This is a genomic window from Burkholderia sp. 28_3 (genome assembly GCF_003253915.1).
Lineage (GTDB): Bacteria > Pseudomonadota > Gammaproteobacteria > Burkholderiales > Burkholderiaceae > Burkholderia > Burkholderia cenocepacia.
In genome coordinates this window covers 45176-67031 of sequence record NZ_QKZF01000005.1, presented here as the reverse complement: position 1 = coordinate 67031, position 21856 = coordinate 45176, and the positions used below count along the sequence as shown (strand labels likewise).

At 68.6% G+C, this 21856-nt stretch carries 22 protein-coding genes; 11 read left to right on the top strand and 11 right to left on the bottom strand.

Annotation, left to right across the window (positions count from 1 at the left end; translation table 11 throughout):
- Positions 1-131 precede the first annotated feature (131 nt).
- Positions 132-1514: an exodeoxyribonuclease VII large subunit gene (xseA, locus tag DFS13_RS13280; RefSeq protein ID WP_058901755.1), complete on the bottom strand. Its 1383-nt coding sequence runs from the start codon at positions 1512-1514 to the stop codon at positions 132-134.
- A 449-nt stretch (positions 1515-1963) separates the two neighbouring features.
- On the opposite strand from xseA, the gene lpxK reads away from it, so the two are divergent.
- From lpxK to adk, 4 genes are all read left to right on the top strand, one after another.
- Positions 1964-2992, top strand: a complete 1029-nt coding sequence (gene lpxK, locus DFS13_RS13275) for a tetraacyldisaccharide 4'-kinase (protein WP_027812762.1) — start codon at positions 1964-1966, stop codon at positions 2990-2992.
- Entirely contained in the window at positions 2973-3167 is a 195-nt protein-coding gene (locus DFS13_RS13270) for a Trm112 family protein (RefSeq protein WP_006482216.1), read from the top strand. The genes lpxK and DFS13_RS13270 overlap by 20 nt, the downstream gene beginning before the upstream one ends.
- A gap of 124 nt (positions 3168-3291) precedes the next feature.
- Positions 3292-4083, top strand: coding sequence for a 3-deoxy-manno-octulosonate cytidylyltransferase (gene kdsB / locus DFS13_RS13265; protein ID WP_006482208.1), 792 nt, complete (start codon positions 3292-3294; stop codon positions 4081-4083).
- Between the two features lie 208 nt (positions 4084-4291).
- Positions 4292-4954: an adenylate kinase gene (gene adk / locus DFS13_RS13260; RefSeq protein ID WP_006482212.1), complete on the top strand. Its 663-nt coding sequence runs from the start codon at positions 4292-4294 to the stop codon at positions 4952-4954.
- A gap of 250 nt (positions 4955-5204) precedes the next feature.
- Here adk and DFS13_RS13255 read toward each other — a convergent pair whose 3' ends face one another.
- Both DFS13_RS13255 and murJ read right to left on the bottom strand, forming a co-directional pair.
- Positions 5205-6047 carry a SirB1 family protein gene (locus tag DFS13_RS13255; RefSeq protein WP_060210756.1) on the bottom strand — a complete coding sequence of 281 codons (843 nt, stop codon included), beginning with the start codon at positions 6045-6047 and terminating at the stop codon, positions 5205-5207.
- 8 nt (positions 6048-6055) lie between these two features.
- Positions 6056-7606: a murein biosynthesis integral membrane protein MurJ gene (murJ, locus tag DFS13_RS13250; protein ID WP_006482209.1), complete on the bottom strand. Its 1551-nt coding sequence runs from the start codon at positions 7604-7606 to the stop codon at positions 6056-6058.
- A gap of 304 nt (positions 7607-7910) precedes the next feature.
- On the opposite strand from murJ, the gene rpsT reads away from it, so the two are divergent.
- A complete protein-coding gene (gene rpsT, locus DFS13_RS13245) occupies positions 7911-8183 on the top strand; it encodes a 30S ribosomal protein S20 (RefSeq protein ID WP_006482211.1) in 273 nt (90 codons plus the stop codon).
- A 152-nt stretch (positions 8184-8335) separates the two neighbouring features.
- Here rpsT and DFS13_RS13240 read toward each other — a convergent pair whose 3' ends face one another.
- Positions 8336-8656: a DUF3579 domain-containing protein gene (locus DFS13_RS13240; RefSeq protein WP_006482210.1), complete on the bottom strand. Its 321-nt coding sequence runs from the start codon at positions 8654-8656 to the stop codon at positions 8336-8338.
- A gap of 412 nt (positions 8657-9068) precedes the next feature.
- On the opposite strand from DFS13_RS13240, the gene argF reads away from it, so the two are divergent.
- Positions 9069-9998 carry an ornithine carbamoyltransferase gene (argF, locus tag DFS13_RS13230; protein WP_034201432.1) on the top strand — a complete coding sequence of 310 codons (930 nt, stop codon included), beginning with the start codon at positions 9069-9071 and terminating at the stop codon, positions 9996-9998.
- Between the two features lie 85 nt (positions 9999-10083).
- On the opposite strand, the gene murB is transcribed toward argF, so the two are convergent.
- Complete coding sequence (murB, locus tag DFS13_RS13225) at positions 10084-11133, bottom strand: UDP-N-acetylmuramate dehydrogenase (protein WP_111441803.1); 1050 nt, start codon at positions 11131-11133, stop codon at positions 10084-10086.
- Positions 11134-11269: 136 nt separating this feature from the next.
- On the opposite strand from murB, the gene DFS13_RS13220 reads away from it, so the two are divergent.
- Positions 11270-11755: a YajQ family cyclic di-GMP-binding protein gene (locus DFS13_RS13220; protein ID WP_006482217.1), complete on the top strand. Its 486-nt coding sequence runs from the start codon at positions 11270-11272 to the stop codon at positions 11753-11755.
- A 79-nt stretch (positions 11756-11834) separates the two neighbouring features.
- Here DFS13_RS13220 and plsY read toward each other — a convergent pair whose 3' ends face one another.
- Positions 11835-12461 carry a glycerol-3-phosphate 1-O-acyltransferase PlsY gene (plsY, locus tag DFS13_RS13215; RefSeq protein ID WP_048988975.1) on the bottom strand — a complete coding sequence of 209 codons (627 nt, stop codon included), beginning with the start codon at positions 12459-12461 and terminating at the stop codon, positions 11835-11837.
- Positions 12462-12577: 116 nt separating this feature from the next.
- Positions 12578-13069, bottom strand: a complete 492-nt coding sequence (gene ybaK, locus DFS13_RS13210; protein ID WP_043205388.1) for a Cys-tRNA(Pro) deacylase — start codon at positions 13067-13069, stop codon at positions 12578-12580.
- Between the two features lie 236 nt (positions 13070-13305).
- Between ybaK and DFS13_RS13205 the strand changes: the two genes are divergently transcribed.
- Entirely contained in the window at positions 13306-14868 is a 1563-nt protein-coding gene (locus DFS13_RS13205) for a class I adenylate-forming enzyme family protein (RefSeq protein ID WP_048988974.1), read from the top strand.
- 76 nt (positions 14869-14944) lie between these two features.
- Here the strand turns inward: DFS13_RS13205 and xerD are convergent, their stop codons facing one another.
- From xerD to queG, 3 genes are all read right to left on the bottom strand, one after another.
- On the bottom strand, positions 14945-15895 hold the full coding sequence (gene xerD / locus DFS13_RS13200; RefSeq protein WP_059721404.1) for a site-specific tyrosine recombinase XerD: 951 nt from the start codon (positions 15893-15895) through the stop codon (positions 14945-14947).
- Positions 15892-16362 carry a methylated-DNA--[protein]-cysteine S-methyltransferase gene (locus DFS13_RS13195; protein WP_006496476.1) on the bottom strand — a complete coding sequence of 157 codons (471 nt, stop codon included), beginning with the start codon at positions 16360-16362 and terminating at the stop codon, positions 15892-15894. The genes xerD and DFS13_RS13195 overlap by 4 nt, the downstream gene beginning before the upstream one ends.
- A gap of 65 nt (positions 16363-16427) precedes the next feature.
- Positions 16428-17663 carry a tRNA epoxyqueuosine(34) reductase QueG gene (gene queG / locus DFS13_RS13190; protein WP_006496477.1) on the bottom strand — a complete coding sequence of 412 codons (1236 nt, stop codon included), beginning with the start codon at positions 17661-17663 and terminating at the stop codon, positions 16428-16430.
- Positions 17664-17680: 17 nt separating this feature from the next.
- On the opposite strand from queG, the gene DFS13_RS13185 reads away from it, so the two are divergent.
- A complete protein-coding gene (locus DFS13_RS13185; protein WP_012492836.1) occupies positions 17681-18235 on the top strand; it encodes a bifunctional tRNA (adenosine(37)-N6)-threonylcarbamoyltransferase complex ATPase subunit type 1 TsaE/phosphotransferase in 555 nt (184 codons plus the stop codon).
- Positions 18217-19743, top strand: coding sequence for an N-acetylmuramoyl-L-alanine amidase (locus DFS13_RS13180; RefSeq protein ID WP_006496479.1), 1527 nt, complete (start codon positions 18217-18219; stop codon positions 19741-19743). Before DFS13_RS13185 ends, DFS13_RS13180 begins: the two co-directional genes overlap by 19 nt.
- 43 nt (positions 19744-19786) lie before the next feature.
- Here the strand turns inward: DFS13_RS13180 and DFS13_RS13175 are convergent, their stop codons facing one another.
- Positions 19787-20665 carry an O-acetylserine/cysteine exporter gene (locus tag DFS13_RS13175; protein WP_012492837.1) on the bottom strand — a complete coding sequence of 293 codons (879 nt, stop codon included), beginning with the start codon at positions 20663-20665 and terminating at the stop codon, positions 19787-19789.
- Between the two features lie 264 nt (positions 20666-20929).
- Between DFS13_RS13175 and DFS13_RS13170 the strand changes: the two genes are divergently transcribed.
- Positions 20930-21811, top strand: coding sequence for a pirin family protein (locus DFS13_RS13170; protein ID WP_006482482.1), 882 nt, complete (start codon positions 20930-20932; stop codon positions 21809-21811).
- Positions 21812-21856: the final 45 nt, after the last annotated feature.

The following is a 21856-nucleotide window of genomic DNA, read 5'->3' as shown; positions in this document are numbered from 1 at the left end:
TTATCCGCGGTATGCGGAAAAGCGATGCTGGCGCAACGTCCGGCAGGACGAACCCGACGATGCGCAGCATCCGTGCCCGCCCGCGTCGCGTTCGTTGCGACGATCGCCGCGTGTCGCTCGCGCCGGTTACGTCAGATCGTATCGGTCAGCCGCGGCTGCACGTCGGCGAGCGACACGTCGGCCGAGCCTTCGGCGAGATGCACGGTCAGGCGCCGCTGCGGCTTCAGCGCGTTCGGCGCGCGCACCGCGCGGCCCGTCTGCGCATCGATCAGCGCCGCATAGCCGCGCTCGAGCGTGCGCTGCGGGCTCAGCACCTCGAGCCGCGCCGCACAGGCCGACACACGCGCCGTGTCGCGTTCGTGACGGCGCTGCAACGCACTGGCCAGACGTTGCGACAGCCCCGCGAGCGCATGGCGCGCCTGTGACGCATCGGGCCGCGCGCGCTGCCAGCGCAGTTGCGCGAGCGCGAAACGCGCGCGTGCATCGCGAACCGGCCGCGACGCCGCCGACGCCAGCCGCGCCGCGAGCTGCTCGACGTGCGTGCGTTGCCGCTGCAGCCGCTCGGCCGGGCTCACGAGCCGGCGTGCAAGCCAGTCGAGCTGCTGCGCGCGCTGTTCGAGTCGACGCGCCATGCCGCGCGCGAGCGCACGCTGGCGCTCGTCGACCTCGCGCAGCAGCAGCGCGCGTTGCGGGCTCGCGAGTTCGGCCGCGCCGGTCGGCGTCGGCGCGCGCAGGTCGGCCGCGAAGTCCGCGATCGTGAAATCGGTTTCGTGGCCGACACCGCTGACGACCGGCAGCTCGCTCGCCGCGATCGCGCGCGCCAGCGCTTCGTCGTTGAACGACCACAGATCCTCGATCGAGCCGCCGCCGCGACACACCAGCAGCACGTCGACCTCGCGCCGCGCATTCGCGGTCGCGACGGCCGCGACGAGCTTCTCTGCGGAACCGGCGCCCTGCACGGGGGCCGGATAGACGATCACCGGAATGTGCGGCGCGCGCCGGGCGAGCGTGGTGAGCACGTCGCGCAGCGCGGCGGCCTGCAGCGACGTGACGATGCCGATCGCGCGCGGGTGGGGCGGCAACGGCCGCTTGCGCTCGGGGGCGAACAGACCCTCGGCTTCGAGCTGCGCCTTCAGCCGCAGGAACGCCTCGTACAGGCGCCCCTGCCCGGTGCGTCGCACGGCTTCGACGTTGAGCTGCACTTCGCCGCGCGGCTCGTACATCGTGACGACCGCGCGCACTTCGATGCGGTCGCCTTCGCGCGGCGTGAATTCGGCGTATTGCGCGCGGCCGCGGAACATCACGCAGCGCATCTGCGCCTGCTGGTCCTTGATCGAGAAATACCAGTGGCCGCTCGCGGCGCGCGTGAAATTCGATACTTCGCCCGAAATCCACAGCAGCGGAAACGAGCGCTCGAGCATCGTCGAAATCGCGCGATTGAGCGCCGAAACGGGAATCACTTCGTCGCCGCCGCGCGTGGCGCCGGGCGCGGAAAAAGGAGAGTCGGAAAGCATGGACGGTCGGATGAATGCTGGCGGCGTCACGATAGTCCGACACGCGTGCGGCGTCCAGCGCCGCCGCATTCGCCGCCACGCGCGGAAAGTGTCCACACTCTGGCATTCGTCCGCGTAAAACGCGCGGAAACCGCTAAAAAAACCAGACAATTCTTCGTAACACCTTGATTTTTATAGTTTTTTAAACCTTTCAAAATAATTCACATCCGATTCGATGCCCGCCGGGCGGGCGTTTGAGGCAATCGACCGGGGAGTTTTTCACAGAGTTATCCACAGGGCGCCACGATCCGGCCCCGGGCGCTGCGGCGGCCGGTCGCGCTTGCCGCGCCGGCGTGCGGCGCGCTAGAGTGCCGCCTTCCACGGACCCTGCGGCATGCGCCGCCCAACGGAGAATCCGCCTTGACGAATCCGTCCCTCGCCGCGGCGCACGACGCGCCGCGCCCGGCCCGATGAGCGCGCCCGGCGGCCCGCTCGCGCGACTCGAAGCGCGCCTGACACGCGAATGGCAGCGCCGCGGCGCGCTCGCGTGGGCGCTCACGCCGTTCGCCTGCGTGTTCGGCCTGTGCGCGGCGCTGCGGCGCACCGCTTACGCGCAAGGCTGGAAGCAGCCGGTCGACGTCGGCGTGCCGGTCGTCGTGGTCGGCAACGTGACCGTCGGCGGCACCGGCAAGACGCCGACCGTGATCGCGCTCGTCGACGCGCTGCGCGCGGCCGGCTTCACGCCCGGCGTCGTGTCGCGCGGCTATGGCGCGAACGTGAAGGCGCCGACCGCCGTCACGCCGGCGTCGCGCGCGGGCGCGGCCGGCGACGAACCGCTGCTGATCGCGCGCCGCACCGGCGCGCCCGTGTGGGTGTGCCCCGATCGCGTCGCGGCCGCGCAGGCGCTGCGCGCCGCGCATCCGGACGTCGACGTGATCGTCAGCGACGACGGCCTGCAGCACTACCGCCTCGCGCGCACCGTCGAGCTCGTCGTATTCGACCACCGGCTCGGCGGCAACGGTTTCCTGCTGCCGGCCGGCCCGCTGCGCGAGCCGCTGTCGCGGCACCGCGACGCGACGCTCGTCAACGACCCGTACAGCGGCGCGCTGCCGCCCTGGCCCGACACCTACGCGCTCGCGCTGACGCCGGGCGCCGCGTGGCACCTCGACCAGCCCGCGCTGCGCCGCCCGCTGTCGCAATTCGCGAACGAACGCGTGCTCGCCGCGGCCGGCATCGGCGCGCCGGAGCGCTTCTTCGCGACGCTGCGCGCGGCCGGTCTCGCGCCGGCGACCCGCGCGCTGCCGGACCATTACGCGTTCGCGGACAATCCGTTCGTCGACGATGCCGTCGATGCGATCCTGATCACCGAGAAGGATGCAGTAAAATTGGGCGCTTCCTGGCGCGACGCCCGACTGTGGGTGGTCCCCGTCGAAGCCGCGCTCGACCCTCGCCTCATTGCCCTCGTTGTGGAGAAACTCCGTGGACGCTCGCCTGCTTGAAATCATTGTGTGCCCTATCTGCAAAGGCCCGCTCCACTACGACCGTGCCGCGCAGGAGCTGATCTGCAACGCGGACAAGCTCGCCTACCCGATCCGCGACGGCATCCCCGTGATGCTGGTCGACGAAGCGCGCCAGACCGTCGAAGGCACGCCGGTCGACCCGGCCGGCCGCTGAACCGCCGCGCCGCTCGTCCGGCGCACCGAATCGACACAGGCGGCCCGGCCCCGGCCGGGTCGCCGCACTTCGCCGGGCGACCGGCTTCCGGCGTCGCCCGCCCCGTCCTTCTCAACGCTCCCCGATGACTCACCCGCAACCCTTCATCGCCGTCATTCCCGCCCGGCTCGCGTCGACGCGGCTCCCGAACAAGCCGCTCGCCGATCTCGGCGGCAAGCCGATGGTCGTGCGTGTCGCCGAGCGCGCGCGCGAAGCGGGCGCGCAACAGGTGCTCGTCGCATCCGACGCGCAGAGCGTGCTCGACGCGGCGCGCGATCACGGCTTCGAGGCGGTGCTCACGCGCGCCGATCATCCGTCCGGCACCGACCGGCTCGCGGAAGTCGCGGCGGCCTTCGGCTGGCGCGACGACACCGTGGTCGTCAACGTGCAGGGCGACGAGCCGCTGATCGACCCCGTGCTCGTGCGCGACGTAGCGTCGCACCTCGCCGCGCATCCGGCGTGCGCGATCGCGACCGCGGCCCATCCGATCCACGACGCGGCCGACGTGTTCAACCCGAACGTCGTGAAGGTCGCGCTCGACGCGCAGAGCGTCGCGCTGTACTTCTCGCGCGCGCCGATTCCGTGGAGCCGCGATGCATACCAGCCGCACTGGCCCGACGTCGCGGCCATGCCGGCGCCGGCCTTCCCGGTCTACCGGCACATCGGCCTCTATGCGTATCGCGCGCGTTTCCTGCGCACCTATCCGTCGCTCGCGCAGGCGCCGATCGAACAGGCCGAGCAGCTCGAACAGCTGCGCGCGCTGTGGCACGGCGAGCGCATCGCGGTGCTGATCACCGAGTCCGCGCCCGAAGCCGGTATCGACACGCCGGCCGATCTCGCGCGCGTGCAGGCCCTTTTTCAGCCGGGTTCAAAATAACCCGTGGCATAATCAGGCGATTGTGCGAGCCGTCCGCGACCAGCGCGTCCTCGCTTGACCCCGCCCGTGGCCCTGCCGGCAGCCGCGCGTCGCCCAAGCCGACGCGCCGCATCAGACCGGTCCGCCGCGCGCCGGGCAAGCCCCGCGCCCGCCGTCGCCGACGCCTTTGTGTCTCGCCACACGAATCTACATACTTGGAGATATCACCATGCGTTTGATCCTGTTGGGCGCGCCCGGCGCGGGAAAGGGCACCCAGGCAAACTTCATCAAGGAAAAATTCGGCATCCCGCAAATCTCGACGGGCGACATGCTGCGCGCGGCCGTGAAGGCCGGCACGCCGCTCGGCGTCGAGGCGAAGGGCTACATGGATGCCGGCAAGCTCGTGCCGGACGCGCTGATCATCGGCCTCGTCAAGGAGCGCCTGAAGGAATCCGACTGCGCGAACGGCTATCTGTTCGACGGTTTCCCGCGCACGATCGCGCAGGCTGACGCGATGAAGGAAGCCGGCGTCGCGATCGACTACGTGCTCGAGATCGACGTCCCGTTCTCGGAAATCATCGAGCGCATGAGCGGCCGTCGCACGCACCCGGCATCGGGCCGTACGTACCACGTCAAGTTCAACCCGCCGAAGGTCGAAGGTCACGACGACGTGACGGGCGAACCGCTGATCCAGCGCGACGACGACAAGGAAGAAACTGTCAAAAAGCGTCTCGAAGTATACGAAGCGCAGACCAAGCCGCTGATCACGTACTACGGCGACTGGGCGCAGCGTGGCGAGGAAAACGGTCTGAAGGCGCCGCAGTATCGCAAGATCTCGGGCCTCGGCACCGTCGACGAAATCCGCGAGCGCGCGTTCGACGCACTGAAGTAAGCAGCGCGTCGCGCACCCGCAAGCCGCCCGTTCCGGGCGGCTTTTTTTTTGCCTGCCGCGATTGGCACGGTCGTGCGCGTGTCGCCGCCGCCCGGCGGCGCCCCGTACAATCGGTCGAACGCGTGGGTCGTGCGAGCGGCGCACCGGAGTTTCAGCCGATCGCGGGGCCGGCACGCGCACGCGCAAGAAAAAACGCCCGCGATGCGGGCGTTTTTTTCGTGTGCCGGTGGACGTGCGCCGATGGCTCGGCTCACTCCTCGCCGTCGCGCTGCATCCGTTGCCGCAGTTCGCTCACCTGCGATTCGACGACGGTCGCATCGTCCGCATCCGGTCGCTCGCCGAGATACTGCTCGAGATCCTCGAGCGCGGGGCGCAGGTAGTCGAGCCGCGCATACGCGAAGCCGCGGTCGCGCACCTCGTCGAGCTGCTCGGGCAGCAGGATCACGAGCCGCTGCTGCACCGCGAGCAGCCGCTGCCAGCGTTCCGTCTGCAGATAGATCGTCTTCAGGTTGCGCAGCATCCGCGCGATGATCTCGCGGCTCGTCGCCGGCTGCAGCAACGCGCGCAACGCGCTGTCGACCGCGCCGGCCGCACGCGCGACGTACGGCTCGAGCATCTCGACCATCTCGGCTTCGGACAGCGAATGGCCGTTGGTCGGATCGATGATCAGGTCACCGTCCGGCAGCGTCACGCGCAGCAGGAAATGGCCGGGGAACGATACGCCGCGCGCCGGCACGCCGATCTGCTCGGCGAGTTCCAGGTACAGCACCGACAGCGAGATCGGGATCCCGCGCCGCCGTTTCAGCACGGCGTTCAGGTGGCTGTTATCGGGGTCGTAGTAATCGTTGTGATTGCACGCGAAACCGAGCTCGCGGAAGAAGAAGTCGTTCAGCGCGGCGACGCGGCCCTTCAGGTCCGTATCGTCGGCGAGCCGCCGGCGCAGCCGCGCCGCCAGCATGTCGAGTTCGGCCAGCGTGCCCTGCAGGTCGAGGTCGGGATACGCGTCCTGCGCCAGCGACAGCGCGGCTTCCGTGACGGGCAGACTGTCGTCGTCCGCCACGAGCGTGCTGAAGTAGTCGAGGACGCGGGTCATTGCGGTCGTCACTTGGCGCGCCTTCTGAAGTAAGCGTATTTGAAGCCCATCACCCACAACATACCGAAATATAGTGCAGCAAACAGCACGAGGCACGCGGCCATCAGCGCAATGCGATCGAGCGGCTGCGCGCGCATCCCGGTCCAGTCGAAATTGATCGCGCACCAGTGCATCAGGCCCGCGAGCACGAGCGCCGCGCCGACGAGCTGCACGAAAAAGCGCAGCCAGCCCGGCGACGGCTGGTAGATGCCGCGCTTGCGCAACCCGAGGAACAGCAGCAGCGAATTCAGGCACGCACCGACGCCGATGCTCAGCGTGAGCCCCGCGTGGCCGATCAGCGGCACGAACACGTAGTTCGAGAGCTGCGTGACGATCAGCACGCCGATCGCGATCTTCACCGGCGTCTTGATGTCCTGCTTCGCATAGAAGCCCGGCGCGAGGATCTTGATCAGGATGATGCCGACGAGGCCGATTCCGTACGTCGCGAGCGCGCGCGCGACCATCGTGACGGTATGCGCGTCGAACTTGCCGTAGTTGAACAGCGTCGCGGTGAGCGGCGTCGCGAAGAAGAACAGCGCGAGCGCGCTCGGCGCCGCGAGCAGGAACGTGACGCGCAGCCCCCAGTCGAGCAGCGCCGAATATTCGTGCGAGTCGGCGTCGACGTGCGCCTTCGACAGGCTCGGCAGCAGGATCGTGCCGAGCGCGACGCCGAGCAGCGCCGTCGGGAACTCCATCAGGCGGTCGGCGTAATTGATCCACGACACCGCGCCCTGCCCGAGCCGCGACGCGATGTTGGTGTTGATGATCAGCGACAGTTGCGCGACGGACACCGCGAACGTCGCCGGCACCATCTTCGCGAGCACGCGCTTCACGCCCGGATGACGCAGCGCGCGCAGCGGATTCAGGCCGATCAGCGGCACCATGTCGACCTTCTTCAGGCCCGGCAGTTGCACGAGAAACTGCAGCACGCCGCCGACGATGACGGCCCACGCGAGCGCGTAGACCGGCACCTTCAGGTGCGGCGCGACGAACACGGCCGCGGCGATGAATGCGACGTTGAGCAGCACCGGCGCGAACGCGGGCAGCGAGAAGCTCTTGTACGTGTTCAGCACGCCCGACGCGAGCGTGGTCAGCGAAATGAACACGATGTACGGGAACATGATCCGCGTCATCGTGACCGCGAGCGGGAACGCCTGGCCGTCGCTGTGCAGGCCGGACGCGACCGCGAACACGACCCACGACGCACCGGCGATCCCGACGACCGACAGCACGGCCAGCGCCCACGCGAGCACGGTGGACATCGCGTCGACGAGCGCCTTCGTCGCATCGTGCCCCTGCTGGTTCTTGAACTCGGCGAGGATCGGCACGAACGCCTGCGAGAACGCGCCTTCGGCAGACAGGCGGCGCAGCAGGTTCGGAATGCGGAAGGCGACGTAGAACGCGTCGGTGTATTGACTGGCGCCGAACGCACGGGCGATCAGCGTCTCGCGGGCCAGTCCGGTCACGCGCGACAGCAGCGTGAAGCCGCTGACCGTCAGCAGGGCTCGGAATAGATTCATGGGGCGCTTATTATACGGACGTTGCGCGACCCGGCCACCGGCCGATACCGAAAAGCGCGGCCGCCGCCGGCGCCCCGCCCGGCGGGCGTTAAGTCGAACTTGCCACTCGCTTGATTTTGTTGCTATAATCGCCGGTTTCTGGGCTCGTACATGCACGGCAACTGCCGTTTTCATGTCCCGGCCTCGGTTAAAATCACCGTTTTTTTATGCGCCCCTGGGCAATCGTTCTCAGGGGACGGATCGAAAAGCAGCGCTTGGCCGTCAGGCTCCAAGCTCTGGAAACAGGACAGGATAAGGAACCGTCATGGCTAACTCCGCACAAGCACGCAAGCGCGCCCGCCAGGCCGCGAAGGCAAACTCGCACAACTCGGCGCTGCGCTCGAAATTCCGTACCGCGATCAAGTCGGTTCGCAAGGCTGTTGAAGCCGGCGACCAGGCAAAGGCTGCCGAGCTGTTCAAGGCTGCCGTGAAGACGATCGACACGATCGCCGACAAGAAGATCGTTCACAAGAACAAGGCCGCTCGCAGCAAGAGCCGCCTGGCCGCAGCCGTCAAGGGTCTGCAGGCAGCAGCGTAAATCCGGTGCGCCCGCTCGCGCGGGCGTTCCTGTTTCCTGCGATCACGAAAAAGCCCGCCTAGGCGGGCTTTTTCGTTGCCGGTCGCTCGCGCATCACGCGCGGCGGCGACCTGTACGCGGGCGGGCACGGCACGCGCCCTCGCCCGCCGGCATCACTTCTTCGCGTTGTAGTCCGGCAGCTCGCACGCCTCGGTCACGACGAGGTTGTTGTCCTTCGCGAAATTCAGCACGAAATCGAAAGCCATCGGCTCGATGTCGCGCAACCGCGAATCGAGGATCACGCATTTCAGGTCGCCGAGCATCGTCGGACGCACGTACAGCGAATACTTGAGACGCGCGTTCGGCCCGCTCGCCCCCGGCCCGAAGCAGGCCATCACACCGGCCAGACGTTCCGACCAGTCGCTCGGGCGAAACTTTTTCCCGTCTTTCGTGATGCCCTGGATGAAAAATTCGGTCGGAGGGGTTTCAGCCATGTGGTTACCCAAGTGACGGCCCGGCGATGTCCAGGCAACGGCGCCTGGATACGCGAACACAAAGCTGGAGGGTCGGCGGCACAAGCTCATCGATATCCCGAAAACGGGGCGTCGAGGCGCGCCGCCGGTGGACTGCACCGGATGTGTGCAGCGCACGGCTTGTGTCCGGCAGAGCGCGAAAAGCCTTGCCTGCCGGGCTGGAGAAAACTTTCGAATTATACCGCAGCGCGCCATCGCGCGTCGTCCCGACGCCCGTCTTCCCGCACTGCGGATCGCGCGCGGCGATCCTGCCCCGCGTCGCTCCACGGCTCGTCAAAGCACAGAAAATCCTTTATGCTGCTTTGAGTTATCCACACCCGACGGCGGCGCCGTCCGGCCTCGCTGCCGGGTGAGACCCGCCGTATTTCGTTTCATGACCGCCAAAACCATTCGTCACTACCTGCAGTTCAAGGATTTCTCGCTGGAAGACTACGAGTACGTGCTCGAACGCACGGGTATCCTGAAGCGCAAGTTCAAGAACTACGAGACCTATCACCCGCTGCACGACCGCACGCTCGCGATGATCTTCGAGAAGAGCTCGACGCGCACGCGCCTGTCGTTCGAGGCCGGGATCTTCCAGCTCGGCGGTCACGCCGTCTTCATGAGCACGCGCGACACGCAGCTCGGCCGCGGCGAGCCCGTCGAGGATTCCGCGCAGGTCATCTCGCGAATGGTCGACATCATCATGATCCGCACGTTCGAGCAGGACGTGATCACGCGCTTCGCGCAGAACTCGCGCGTGCCGGTGATCAACGGCCTGACGAACGAATACCACCCGTGCCAGGTGCTCGCCGACATCTTCACGTACTACGAGCACCGCGGCCCGATCGCCGGCAAGACCGTCGCGTGGGTCGGCGACGCGAACAACATGCTCTACACGTGGATCGAAGCCGCGCAGATCCTCGGCTTCAAGCTGCGCCTGTCGACGCCGCCCGGCTACGCACTCGACATGAAGCTCGTGTCGCCCGACAGCGCGCCGTTCTACGAGGTGTTCGACGATCCGAACGAAGCGTGCAAGGGCGCCGATCTCGTGACGACCGACGTGTGGACGAGCATGGGCTTCGAGGCCGAGAACGAGGCGCGCAAGCAGGCATTCGCCGACTGGTGCGTCGACGAGGAAATGATGGGCCATGCGAATCGGGACGCCCTCTTCATGCACTGCCTGCCCGCGCACCGCGGCGAGGAAGTGACGGCCGGCGTGATCGACGGCCCGCAGAGCGTCGTGTGGGACGAAGCGGAAAACCGCCTGCACGTGCAGAAGGCGCTGATGGAGTTCCTGCTGCTCGGCCGCCTCAAGCACTGACGCGCCGCAACGCACACGCGTAAAAAAGCGCCGATCGACGATCGGCGCTTTTTGTTTGGGCGCGCCAAAACCGGCGCGCACTGCGTTACAGGCAGACCGGTTCCGCCTCCAGCTCGACACCGAACTGCGCGCGCACGTCGGCCTGGATCGCCCGCGCCAGCGCCAGCACATCGGCACCGGTGGCGCCGCCGCGATTGACGAGCACGAGCGCCTGGCGGTCATGCACGGCCGCCGCCCCGAGCGCGCGCCCCTTCCAGCCGCAGCGGTCGATCAGCCAGCCGGCCGCGAGCTTCACGTGCCCGTCCGGCTGCGGATACGACACGACCTCCGGCACGCGGGCGCGCAGCGCATCGAACTGCGCGGTGTCGATCACCGGATTCTTGAAGAAACTGCCCGCATTGCCGAGCACCAGCGGATCGGGCAGCTTCGCGCGGCGGATCGCGACGACCGCATCGAACACGTCGCGCGGCGTCGCCGCCTCGGGCGTGATGCCGCGCGCGTCGAGCTCGCGTGTGACGTCCGCGTAGCCGAGCCGCGGCGTCCATTGCTTCGGCAGCCGGAACGTCACCGCGACGATCGCGAACCGGCCGCGCCCTTCCCGCTTGAAGAAGCTGTCGCGGTAGCCGAATGCGCAGCGCGCGGCGTCGAAGCGCTCGCGGCGCCCCGTCGCCAGCTCGACCGCGACCAGCGAATCGAAATACGCCTTCATCTCGAGGCCGTACGCGCCGATGTTCTGGATCGGCGCGGCGCCGACGGTGCCCGGGATCAGCGCGAGATTCTCGAGGCCCGGCATCCCGTGCTCGAGCGTCCACGCGACGAACGCGTGCCAGTTCTCGCCGCCGCCGGCCTCGACGTACCACGCGTCGTCGTCCTCGCGCAGGATGCGGCGGCCCGCGATCTCGTCGAGCAGCACGACGCCGTCGAAATCGCGCGTGAACACGATATTGCTGCCGCCGCCGAGCACGAGTTGCGGCAGGGTCGCGACCCGCGGGTCGCGATGCAGCGCCTCGAACTGCGCCGCCTGCGTGATGCGCGCGGCGAAGCGCGCGCGCGCGGCGATGCCGAACGTGTTGTGCGCGGCGAGCGGATGGTCGGGAAGCAGCGACAGGGCGGAATCGTCAGGGGGCATCGGCATTCGCGGTCACGTCCGCCCGGGCGGCGCATGGCCGGCCTTGGGCAAACGGAGGGGCATCGGTAAAATGGCAAACAGTCCGCAATTATAGCGAGTGCCCGCGCGCGAGCCGGGTGCCCGCATCTCAAGGGAGAATGCCATGCCATCGTTCGACGTCGTTTCCGAAGCGAACATGATCGAAGTGAAGAACGCCATCGAGCAGTCGAACAAGGAAATCTCGACGCGCTTCGACTTCAAGGGCTCCGACGCACGCGTCGAGCAGAAGGAACGCGAGCTGACGCTGTTCGCCGACGACGATTTCAAGCTCGGCCAGGTCAAGGACGTGCTGATCGGCAAGCTGGCCAAGCGCAACGTCGACGTGCGCTTCCTCGACTACGGCAAGGTCGAGAAGATCGGCGGCGACAAGGTCAAGCAGATCGTCACCGTGAAGAAAGGCGTGACGGGCGACCTCGCGAAAAAGATCGTGCGCCTCGTGAAGGACAGCAAGATCAAGGTGCAGGCGAGCATCCAGGGCGACGCGGTGCGCATCTCGGGCACGAAGCGCGACGACCTGCAGAGCACGATCGCGATGCTGCGCAAGGACGTGACCGACACGCCGCTCGACTTCAACAACTTCCGCGACTGAGCGGCCGCCGGCCCGTCGCGTCATCCGGCCGGGCCCCGCACACGCGGCGCGCCCGGCGCGCGGCCAGCGCCGCGCGTTCTCAGGCCTTCCCGCCGTCCGCGGCCGCCTTCTTCTTGTCGCCGATCCGGCTCTCCTGCCCCGCGAGCAGCTTCGAAATGTTGCCGCGGTGACGCCACACGAGCAGCACGCTCATCGCGAGCACGGCCCACGCGACCGGGTTATGGCCCGGCGTGCCGAACAGGAACACGTCGAACACCGGCGCGAACACGGCCGCCACCAGCGCCGCGAGCGACGAATAGCGGAAGAAGAACGCGACGATCAGCCAGGTCAGCGCGGTCGCGAGCCCGAGCACCGGGTGCACGGCGAGCAGCACGCCGGCCGCGGTCGCCACGCCCTTGCCGCCCTGGAAGCGGAAGAACACCGGGTACAGGTGGCCGAGGAACACGGCGATCGCGACCCACGCGACCGCGACGTCGGGCAGGCCGAAGTGACGGGCGAGCCAGACGGCGATCCAGCCCTTGAACGCGTCGCCGACGAGCGTCAGGATCGCGGCCTTCTTGTTGCCGCTGCGCAGCACGTTGGTCGCGCCGGGATTCTTGGATCCGTACGAACGCGGGTCGGCCAGGCCCATCACGGAACTGACGACGACGGCGAACGACACCGAACCGATCAGGTAGGCAACGAGGGCGGCGAGCAGGATCTGCATGCGGAGGACTCTTCTTTCAACGTATCGGGAAAGGGATGGCCGTGCGCGGCAAGCCGGCAGGCCGAAACGGCGCCCATTCTACCGAACGGGCGCGGCGTGCCACGAAGGTGAAACCCTCAGTCGACGCTCGCGCACTGCACGGGCCGCGCGCCGAGCAGCGACGTGAGCACCGCCGGCGCGAGGCTGACCAGGTAGCCGCGCCGGCCGCCGTTCAGGTAGATCGTCGGCAGGTCGAGGATCGTCGCCTCGACGTAGACGGGCATCGTCTTGCGCGTGCCGAACGGCGACGTGCCGCCGACGAGATAGCCCGAATGGCGATTCGCGACCTCGGGCTTGCACGGCTCGACCCGCTTCGCGCCGATCTGCCGCGCGAGATTCTTGGTCGACACCGTGCGGTCGCCGTGCATCAGCACGATCAGCGGCTTCGCGTGTTCGTCTTCCATCACGAGCGTCTTCACGACGCTGTGCTCGTCGACGCCGAGCTGGCGCGCCGATTCGCCGGTACCGCCGTGCTCGACGTATTCGTACGGATGCTCGCCGAATGCGACGCCATGACGGCGCAGCAGTTGGGTCGCGGGGGTTTCGGACACGTGTCTGGATTTGCTCATGGCGGCATTTTAATGGCGAACGATCGACGCTCGCGCAATCGCGTGCCGGCGCCGACGGTATACTCGCGGCCCGTTTTCCGCCGGCCCGCCGCATCGCGGTCACGATCATGCCCATCATCATTGCAGACATCGTGAAGCGCTATTGCCCGATTGGCCAATTGTGGCGCGCGCGCCGTCATGGCACGATCGTTCGCAAATATCGTCGGCCCGCCGCCGGCCCCTCATCTGGAGACGCCATGTCCTCGCCCGTCCGTTCATCCGAATCGCTCGATGTCGATGCGCTGCTCGCCGCGCTGCCGCGTCGCATCGCCGACGTGCCCGCGCGCCGGGCCGCGCAGTCGCCCGCGCAGCCGGCGCTGATCGAGGATGCGCGCCGCCTGTCGTACGGCGATCTGGCGCAGGCCGTCGATGCGGCGGCCGCGCGGCTGGCGAGCCTCGGCGTGCAAGGCGGCGACCGCGTGATGATCGTCGCGGAAAACTGCGTCGCGCAGATCGTGCTGCTGTTCGCGGCCGCCCGCCTCGACGCGTGGGCGCTCGTGTCGAACGCACGGCTGTCGGCCGCCGAACTCGATGCGATCGCCGCGCATGCACGCCCTAAGCTGACCGCGTTCACGACGGACGCCTCACCCGACGCCCGCGCCCACGCCGAGCGGATCGGCGCAATGCCGGCCGGCGCGCTGCCGGTCGACATCGGCGCGTGGTCGTATCGCGTCGACGCGAGCGCGCCCGCCGAACCGGTGGCCGCCGACGGCGCCGCCCAATGCGCGGCGCTGATCTACACGACCGGTACGACCGGCACGCCGAAAGGCGTGATGCTGTCGCACCGCAACCTGCTGTTCATCGCGGCGACGTCGAGCGCGCTGCGCCGCGTGTCGCCGGATGACGTCGTCTACACGGTGCTGCCCGTGTCGCACGTGTACGGGCTCGCATCGGTGTGCCTGGGCAGCCTGTATGCAGGCGCGACGCTGCGGCTCGCGCCGCGCTTCTCGCCGGAAGCCGTCCGCGTCGCGCTCGCCGACGAAGGCGTGACGATCTTCCAAGGCGTGCCCGCGATGCACGCGAAGCTGCTCGAACACCTGCACACGCACGGCCACGCATGGCGCGCGCCGCGGCTGCGCTTCGCATATTCGGGCGGCTCGCCGCTCGATGCGAACCTGAAGGCGCGCGTCGAGCGCCTGTACGGCGTGCCGCTGCACAACGGCTACGGGATGACCGAAAGCAGCCCGACGATCACGCAGACGCCGCTCGACGCGCCGCGCACGGACAGTTCGGTCGGCGTGCCGATTCCGGGCGTCGACGTGCGGATCGTCGCGCCGGACGGCACCGACGTGCCGCCGGGCGAAGTCGGCGAGATCCGCGTGCGCGGGCCGAACGTGATGCTCGGCTACTACCGCAACGCGGATGCGACGCGCGCGGCCGTGTCGCCGGACGGCTGGCTGAGCACCGGCGATCTCGCGCGGCAGGACGCGGACGGCGCGGTGACGATCGCGGGCCGCAGCAAGGAGCTGATCATCCGCTCGGGCTTCAACGTGTATCCGGTCGAGGTCGAGCAGGTGCTGAACGCGCATCCGGACGTCGTGCAGGCGGCCGTGATCGGCCGCGCGATCGACGGCAACGAGGAAGTGCTCGCGTTCGTCGAGCGCGTGCCGGGCGCGGCGGTCGACGAGGCGGCATTGCACGCATGGTGCGCGGACCGGCTCACCGCTTACAAACGCCCTGCGCACATCCGCGTGCTCGATGCGTTGCCGGCCGCATCGACCGGCAAGGTGCTCAAGCACCGGCTGCGCGAGCTCGTCTGACGCGCCCCGCGATGCGCGGCGCAGTCCGCATCGGCGCCCCGCCCCACCACGCTGCGTCGAACGCCCGCGTCGCGCGTCAGCCGCGCGGGTGATGCTGCGCGTGCAGCGTCTTGAGCCGCTCGCGCGCGACGTGCGTATAGATCTGCGTGGTCGAGATGTCGCTGTGGCCGAGCAGCAACTGCACGACGCGCAGGTCGGCGCCGTGGTTCAGCAGGTGCGTCGCGAACGCGTGCCGCAGCGTGTGCGGCGACAGGTGCGCGCGCACGTCGGCCTGCTGCGCGTGACGCTTGATGATGTTCCAGAACTGCTGGCGCGTCATCCCGTCGCCGCGCGCGGTCACGAACAGCGCATCGGCCGCGCGTGCGCCGAGCAGCGCGGGCCGCGCGTCGCGCAGGTAGCGTTCGATCCAGCCGTGCGCGACTTCGCCGAACGGCACGAGCCGCTCCTTCGAACCCTTGCCCATCACGCGCACGACGCCTTCGTTGAGGCCGACTTCGACGGTCTTCAGCGTCACGAGCTCGCTCACGCGCAGCCCGCTCGCGTACATCAGCTCGAGCATCGTGCGATCGCGCAGGCCGAGCGGCGTGCCGATGTCCGGCGCGCCCAGCAGCGCCTCGACCTGCGCCTCCGACAATGTCGACGGGAACCGGGCCGCCTGTTTCGCGGACGTGATCCGCAGCGTCGGGTCGGCGCTCGCGCGATGCTCGCGCACGGCCCAGCCGTAATAGCGACGGAACACGGACAGTCGCCGGTTCGACGACGTCGCCTTGCCGTCGCTGCGCGCGGCGATGTAGCCGGTCACCATCGCCTCGTCGGCGCCGTCGAGCGGCGCGGCATGCGTCGCGGCCAGCCATTGGGAAAACAGCACCAGATCGCGCCGGTACGCATCGAGCGTGTTGCGCGCGAGGCCGTGTTCGAGCCACAACGCATCGCAGAACACGTCGATCGATGCGCGGCTCGCGAGCAGCGCGGGCGATGCCGCGACGGCATCGTCGTCGGTTTCGGGGATCGTCACAGGTTCGCTCATCGGTACGGCACACCCTCGTGCGTCAGCAGCCAGCGCTTCACTTGCTGGTAATAGCCGTTGTCGTCGTGGTTCGCGAACCCGCCGAGGCCACCCGCCGCGACGACGCGATGGCACGGGATCACGAGCGGGAAGTAGTTCGCGCCGCACGCCTGGCCAACCGCGCGCGGCGCGCTGCCGATCCGCTTCGCGACCTGGCCGTAGGTGAGCACCGTGCCGGGCGGGATATCGCTGATCACGTCCCACACGCGATGCTGGAATGCGCTGCCGACATCGGCGAGCGGCAGGTCGAAGCGTGCGGACGCGCGCTCGAAATAACGTTCGATCTGCTTGACCGCGCGCTTCGCGAGCGCCGAATCCGGATCGACCGACTTCATCGATTCGGGCAGATAGACGATCTCGCGCACCACCGCGGCATCCGTACGGATGCCGACCTTGCCGAACGGCGCGTCGATGACTGCGTTGAACATTGCCTTCTCCTGACCGGGGGATGCGCGCGGCCCTGCCCGCGCGCCGACGACACTTTACGCCGCCTTCACGCGGCTCGCAGCGCCCATTCGACATGCTCGCGCACGAGCGGCGACGGATCGTCGGCCCGGGCGCGCAGCGCGGCGACGATCGCGTCGCGCGCCGCCGGCGAGAGCCGGTCCGCACCCGCGCGCAGCGCATTGCCGAGCCCGACCGCGAGATTGCGCAGCCAGCTTTCGTAGCCGATGCGCCGGATCGCACTGCCCTGCATCCGCGTGTCGAACGTGTCGGCATCCCACGCGAACAGCTCGACGAGCGTCGCGCGATCGAGACCGTGCCGCACGTCGAAATCGGCGACGGGCGCGGCCTGCGCGAACTTGTTCCACGGGCACACGAGCTGACAGTCGTCGCAGCCGTACACGCGATTGCCGATCATCGGCCGCAGCGGCTCGGGAATGCTGCCTTTCAGCTCGATCGTCAGGTACGAGATGCAGCGGCGCGCATCGACGCGGTACGGCTCGACGATCGCGCCGGTCGGGCACGCGTCGATGCAGCGCGTGCAGTTGCCGCAATGCGCGCCGGGCGTCTCCGGCGCGCGGTCGGGCGCCGTATGCGCGTCGGTCGGCAGCGGCAGGTCGACGTATATCTCGCCGAGAAAGAACAGCGAGCCGGCATCGCGCTGCAACAGCAGCGTATGCTTGCCGCGCCAGCCGACCCCGGCCTTCTGCGCGAGCTCGACCTCGAGCACCGGCGCCGAATCGGTGAACACGCGGTAGCCGAACCCGCCGATCTCGTGCTCGATACGCTCCGCGAGCATCTGCAGCCGGTTGCGCAGCACCTTGTGATAGTCGCGGCCGCGTGCATAGATCGACACGACGGCCGCCTGCGGATCGTCGAGCCGTGCCCGTTCGCGGGCGCGCCAGTCGTGCGGCACGAGCGCGCCGGGCTCGCCGCCGGGCGCGCCGTCAGCGAGCGTTTGGGCCGGCAAATAAGCGAGCCGCACGGAAATCACGCGTCGCGTACCGGCCACAAGTTCGGCCGGCCGCGCGCGTTTCATCCCATGTTTCGCCATATAATCCATTTCGCCGTGGTATCCGGCTTCCAGCCAGGCGGCGAGGCCCGCTTCGGCATCCGAGAGATCGGTATCGCTGATGCCGATCGCCCCGAAACCCAATTCGCGCCCCCACGCCCTGATGCGAGCGGCGAGCGCAGTCAACGCCGCATCGTCGAGCGCGCACGGCGCCGCGCCTTCGTCACGAGTCGAAGGCCTGTCGGATGCGGCGCGTTCCGGTAGTCGGTTCATCGCACTATTTTACGAGAATGCCAGCCACGCCCAGCCAACCGCCTCACGACGCCACGTTGCCCGCCCCGCTCGCGGAGCGCGTGATCGCGCTCGCCGACGAAGCGGCAACCGAGGCCTTCGGCACCCGCTTCGCGCACGCGCTCGATGCGGCGCGCCTCGAACTCGACCGCGCGCATGTGTTCGACGGGCTGCAGATCCAGCTGGTCGGCGATCTCGGCGCGGGCAAGACGACCCTCGTGCGCGCGATCCTGCGCGGCCTCGGCCACCAGGGCCGCGTGCGCAGCCCGACCTATACGCTCGTCGAGCCGTACGCGCTCGAACGCAGCGATGGGGAACTCGAGGTCTATCACTTCGATCTGTATCGATTCAACGATCCGGCCGAATGGTCCGATGCAGGCTTTCGCGAATATTTCAATTCCAGCGCGATCTGCCTCGTCGAATGGCCGCAACAGGCGGGCGCCCTGCTCGGCGTGCCCGATCTGGTTTTCTCGCTCGACGTGGATGGCGACGGCCGTGCCCTCACCGTCCGGGCGTACAGCGCTTCAGGAAAGGCATGTCTCGAAAGATGTTGATCAAACCGTTCCGCTCGATCGAATCGGCGGCCACCGCGACGCACAACTGGCGGCGCCGCCAGATCCTGTGCGCGGGCGCGTCGACGCTGGTGCTCGGCCTCGTCGCGCCGCGGCTCGCGCACGCGTCGTCGGTGCTCGGCGTGCGCGTGTGGCCCGCACGCGATTACACGCGCGTCACGATCGAATCCGACCAGCCGCTGCAGAATAGCCAACAACTGCTGCAGGGTCCCGACCGTCTCGTCGTCGACCTGAGCGGTCTCGACCTCGACCAGGCACTGCGCGACCTCGTCTCGAAGATCGCGCCGAACGATCCGCAGATCCAGTCGGTGCGCGTCGGCCAGTATCAGCCGCACGTCGTGCGGATGGTGTTCGATCTGAAAGGCTCGGTGAAGCCGCAGGTGTTCACGCTGCCGCCCGTCGGCACGTACAAGTACCGGCTGGTGTTCGACCTGTATCCGGCCGTCGCGCCCGATCCGCTGTCCGACCTGATCGCGCAGACGGAACGCAAGGAACAGGCGCTCAACGACACCGCGCGCGCGCAGCAGATGCAGCCGCCGTCCACGCTGGCGGGCCCCGGCACCCCGCCGCCCGGCGCGGGCGACAACAGCGACGCATTCTTCCAGCGTTTCGCGCAGAACACGCCAACCACGCCGCACACGCCGCCGGCGGCCGGCACGCCGTCGACGCCCGCGAAGCCGGCCGTCAAGCCGCCGCCCGTCATCGCGCGCCGCGACGACAGCGACGACGACGGCGACACCTACAAGTTCACCGCGCCGAAATCCGGCAAGGGCGGCACCGTGCGTCTGCTGACGGTCGCGATCGACCCGGGCCACGGCGGCGAGGATCCGGGCGCGATCGGCGGCAACGGCACGTACGAGAAGCACATCGCGCTCGACATCGCGAAGAAGCTGCGCGCGAAGATCGACGCCGCGCCGAACATGCGCGCGATGATGACGCGCGACGCCGACTTCTTCGTGCCGCTGAACGTGCGCGTGCAGAAGGCGCGCCGCGTCGGCGCGGATCTCTTCGTGTCGATCCACGCGGATGCGTTCACGACGCCGTCCGCGCGCGGCTCGTCGGTGTTCGCGCTGTCCGACCACGGCGCGACGAGCGCCGCGGCGCGCTGGATGGCGAACAAGGAGAATTCGTCGGACCTGATCGGCGGCATCAACATCAAGACGGCGGACGCGGCGGTGAACCGCGCGCTGTTCGACATGTCGACGACCGCGCAGATCCGCGACTCGCTGCGCTACGGCAACTACGTGCTGAAGGAAGTGGGCGGCATCAACAAGCTGCACAAGGGCTCGGTCGAGCAGGCCGGGTTCGCGGTGCTGAAGGCGCCCGACATTCCGTCGATCCTCGTCGAGACCGCATTCATCAGCAACCCGGACGAAGAGCGCCGGCTCAACGACGACAGCTATCGCGACGAGATGGCCGACGCGATCTTCCGCGGCATCAAGCGTTATTTCGCCGCGAATCCGCCGCTCGCGAAGAGCCGGATGGCCTGAGCGCCACCGCTCCCCCCGCCGGCACGCAGCGCGTGCCGGCGCGTCACGACGCCGCGAAGCGGCTCAGCAGTTTCCCGCCGAACACGTTCACCGCGAGCCCGCCCATCACGAGTGCGGCGCCGATCAGTTGCGTTTGCGTCAGATGCTCGTCGAGCAGCAGCGCCGACGACGCGAGCCCGACGATCGGCACCAGCAGCGAGAACTGCGCGACCTGCGCGGCCGGGTAGCGCGACAGCAGGCGGCTCCACAGCCCGTAGCCGAGCAGCGTCGCGACGAATGCGAGATAGACGACCGCGAAGATCGACGCGCCGTTCAGTCCGGCGAGCGCGGTCGCGATCCGCTGCGGCCCCTCGAACCACAGCGACAGCAGAAAGAACGGCACCGGCGGCACGAGGCTCGCCCATACGACGAGCGACACGAGGTTCGCACGCCCGACCTTCTTCGTGACGATATTGCCGAAGGCCCACATCGCGGCCGAGCAGATCGTCAGCAGGAAACCCGCGAGCGTCATCGCGCGGCCGCCTTGCGCGGCGATCACGACGAGCCCGCCCGCGGCGATCGCGAGCCCGATCAGGTTCTGCACGCGCAGCCGCTCGCCGAGGAACAGCATCGCGAACACCAGCGTGAAGAACGCCTGCGACTGCAACACGAGCGACGCGAGGCCGGCGGGCATGCCGACGTACATGCCGGTGAACAGGAACACGAACTGGCCGAGCTGGATCGTCGCGCCGTACAGCACCAGCAACCGCCACGAAATCTGCGGCCGGCGCACGAAGAACACCGCGGGCACGGCCGCGAGCGTAAAGCGCAGCGCGCCGAGCAGCATCGGCGGCATGCCGTGCAGGCCGACCTTGATCACGACGAAGTTCACGCCCCACGCCAGGATCACGACCAGCGCGAGCAGCAAGTCCTTCGGGGCCATCATCGGTGTCTCCCTCGATTGTCGAATCATTGTTGTGAAGCCGGCCAGTCTACCGGGTTTCGCCGGCCGGCCCGATACCCGCACGGCCCGCATGGAATCGGCGGCGCGCGCAGCGGCTTGCGCCACGCCGCGGATGCCGCACGACGCATGCCTGCCGCGGCCGCAGCGCGCGCATTTCGTGTTCCCCGCGCTCCGCGTCGCGCGCGCGCCGCCGCGCCGCCAGTACAATGACCGGCAATCCAGCCGTTCCCCACGAGGCCCGCCATGACCGACTCGATCAAAGCCCTGCTGAAGCCGCACGTCCGCGACATCGGCAACCTGCAGGTACGCCGCACGCTGCCCGCGCTTGCCGCACGCCTCGTCGGCCCGTTCATCTTCTTCGATCACATGGGGCCCGCGACGCTGCCTGCCGGCACGGGGCTCGACGTGCGCCCGCATCCGCACATCGGACTTGCGACGGTCACCTACCTGTTCGACGGCGCGATCCTGCACCGCGACAGCCTCGGCTCGCTGCAGGAAATCGTGCCCGGCGACGTGAACTGGATGACGGCCGGCCGCGGCATCGTCCACTCCGAGCGCACGCCGGACGCGCAACGCGCCAGCGGCCACACCGTGCACGGCATCCAGACCTGGGTCGCGCTGCCGCAGGCGCACGAGACGACCGAACCGTCGTTCGAGCACCATGCGGCCGACACGCTGCCCAAGCGCGACGCCGACGGCGTGGCGCTGACGGTGATCGCCGGCGACGCGTTCGGGCTGCATTCGCCCGTGACGACGTTCTCGCGCACGCTGTACGTCGCGGCCGAATTCGCGGCCGGCGGCCGGCTCGAACTCGATGCATCGCACGAGGAGCGCGCGGTCTACGTGGTCGACGGCGAGCTCGCGATCGACGGCACGCCGGTGCCGGCCGAACAGATGGCCGTACTCGTGCCGGGCGCGACGGTCACGCTGACGAGCGCCAGCGGCGCGCGCGCGATGCTGCTCGGCGGCGACCGGATCGACGGCGAACGCTACATCGAGTGGAATTTCGTCGCGAGCAGCCGCGAGGCGATCGAGCGGGCCAAAGCGGCCTGGACGCGCCAGGAAATGGGCAAGGTGCCCGGCGAGACCGAATGGATTCCGTTGCCCGAAGCGAAACCGCGTTGAAAAAGCCGCGCGCCGCCCCCATCCTGACGATATTCGAACGGAAGA

Bases quoted from the DNA above. Each gene is read 5' to 3' on its own strand.
- argF (WP_034201432.1), top strand. From the start codon at position 9,069: ATGACCGCCAAAACCATTCGTCACTACCTGCAGTTCAAGGATTTCTCG.
- DFS13_RS13180 (WP_006496479.1), top strand. From the start codon at position 18,217: ATGTCTCGAAAGATGTTGATCAAACCGTTCCGCTCGATCGAATCGGCG.
- plsY (WP_048988975.1), bottom strand. From the start codon at position 12,461: ATGCAGATCCTGCTCGCCGCCCTCGTTGCCTACCTGATCGGTTCGGTG.
- DFS13_RS13220 (WP_006482217.1), top strand. From the start codon at position 11,270: ATGCCATCGTTCGACGTCGTTTCCGAAGCGAACATGATCGAAGTGAAG.
- ybaK (WP_043205388.1), bottom strand. From the start codon at position 13,069: ATGAGCAAATCCAGACACGTGTCCGAAACCCCCGCGACCCAACTGCTG.
- DFS13_RS13255 (WP_060210756.1), bottom strand. From the start codon at position 6,047: ATGACCCGCGTCCTCGACTACTTCAGCACGCTCGTGGCGGACGACGAC.
- queG (WP_006496477.1), bottom strand. From the start codon at position 17,663: ATGAACCGACTACCGGAACGCGCCGCATCCGACAGGCCTTCGACTCGT.
- DFS13_RS13195 (WP_006496476.1), bottom strand. From the start codon at position 16,362: ATGTTCAACGCAGTCATCGACGCGCCGTTCGGCAAGGTCGGCATCCGT.
- murJ (WP_006482209.1), bottom strand. From the start codon at position 7,606: ATGAATCTATTCCGAGCCCTGCTGACGGTCAGCGGCTTCACGCTGCTG.
- DFS13_RS13185 (WP_012492836.1), top strand. From the start codon at position 17,681: ATGCCAGCCACGCCCAGCCAACCGCCTCACGACGCCACGTTGCCCGCC.
- adk (WP_006482212.1), top strand. From the start codon at position 4,292: ATGCGTTTGATCCTGTTGGGCGCGCCCGGCGCGGGAAAGGGCACCCAG.
- rpsT (WP_006482211.1), top strand. From the start codon at position 7,911: ATGGCTAACTCCGCACAAGCACGCAAGCGCGCCCGCCAGGCCGCGAAG.
- lpxK (WP_027812762.1), top strand. From the start codon at position 1,964: ATGAGCGCGCCCGGCGGCCCGCTCGCGCGACTCGAAGCGCGCCTGACA.
- DFS13_RS13175 (WP_012492837.1), bottom strand. From the start codon at position 20,665: ATGGCCCCGAAGGACTTGCTGCTCGCGCTGGTCGTGATCCTGGCGTGG.
- xseA (WP_058901755.1), bottom strand. From the start codon at position 1,514: ATGCTTTCCGACTCTCCTTTTTCCGCGCCCGGCGCCACGCGCGGCGGC.
- kdsB (WP_006482208.1), top strand. From the start codon at position 3,292: ATGACTCACCCGCAACCCTTCATCGCCGTCATTCCCGCCCGGCTCGCG.
- DFS13_RS13240 (WP_006482210.1), bottom strand. From the start codon at position 8,656: ATGGCTGAAACCCCTCCGACCGAATTTTTCATCCAGGGCATCACGAAA.
- xerD (WP_059721404.1), bottom strand. From the start codon at position 15,895: ATGAGCGAACCTGTGACGATCCCCGAAACCGACGACGATGCCGTCGCG.
- murB (WP_111441803.1), bottom strand. From the start codon at position 11,133: ATGCCGATGCCCCCTGACGATTCCGCCCTGTCGCTGCTTCCCGACCAT.
- DFS13_RS13205 (WP_048988974.1), top strand. From the start codon at position 13,306: ATGTCCTCGCCCGTCCGTTCATCCGAATCGCTCGATGTCGATGCGCTG.
- DFS13_RS13170 (WP_006482482.1), top strand. From the start codon at position 20,930: ATGACCGACTCGATCAAAGCCCTGCTGAAGCCGCACGTCCGCGACATC.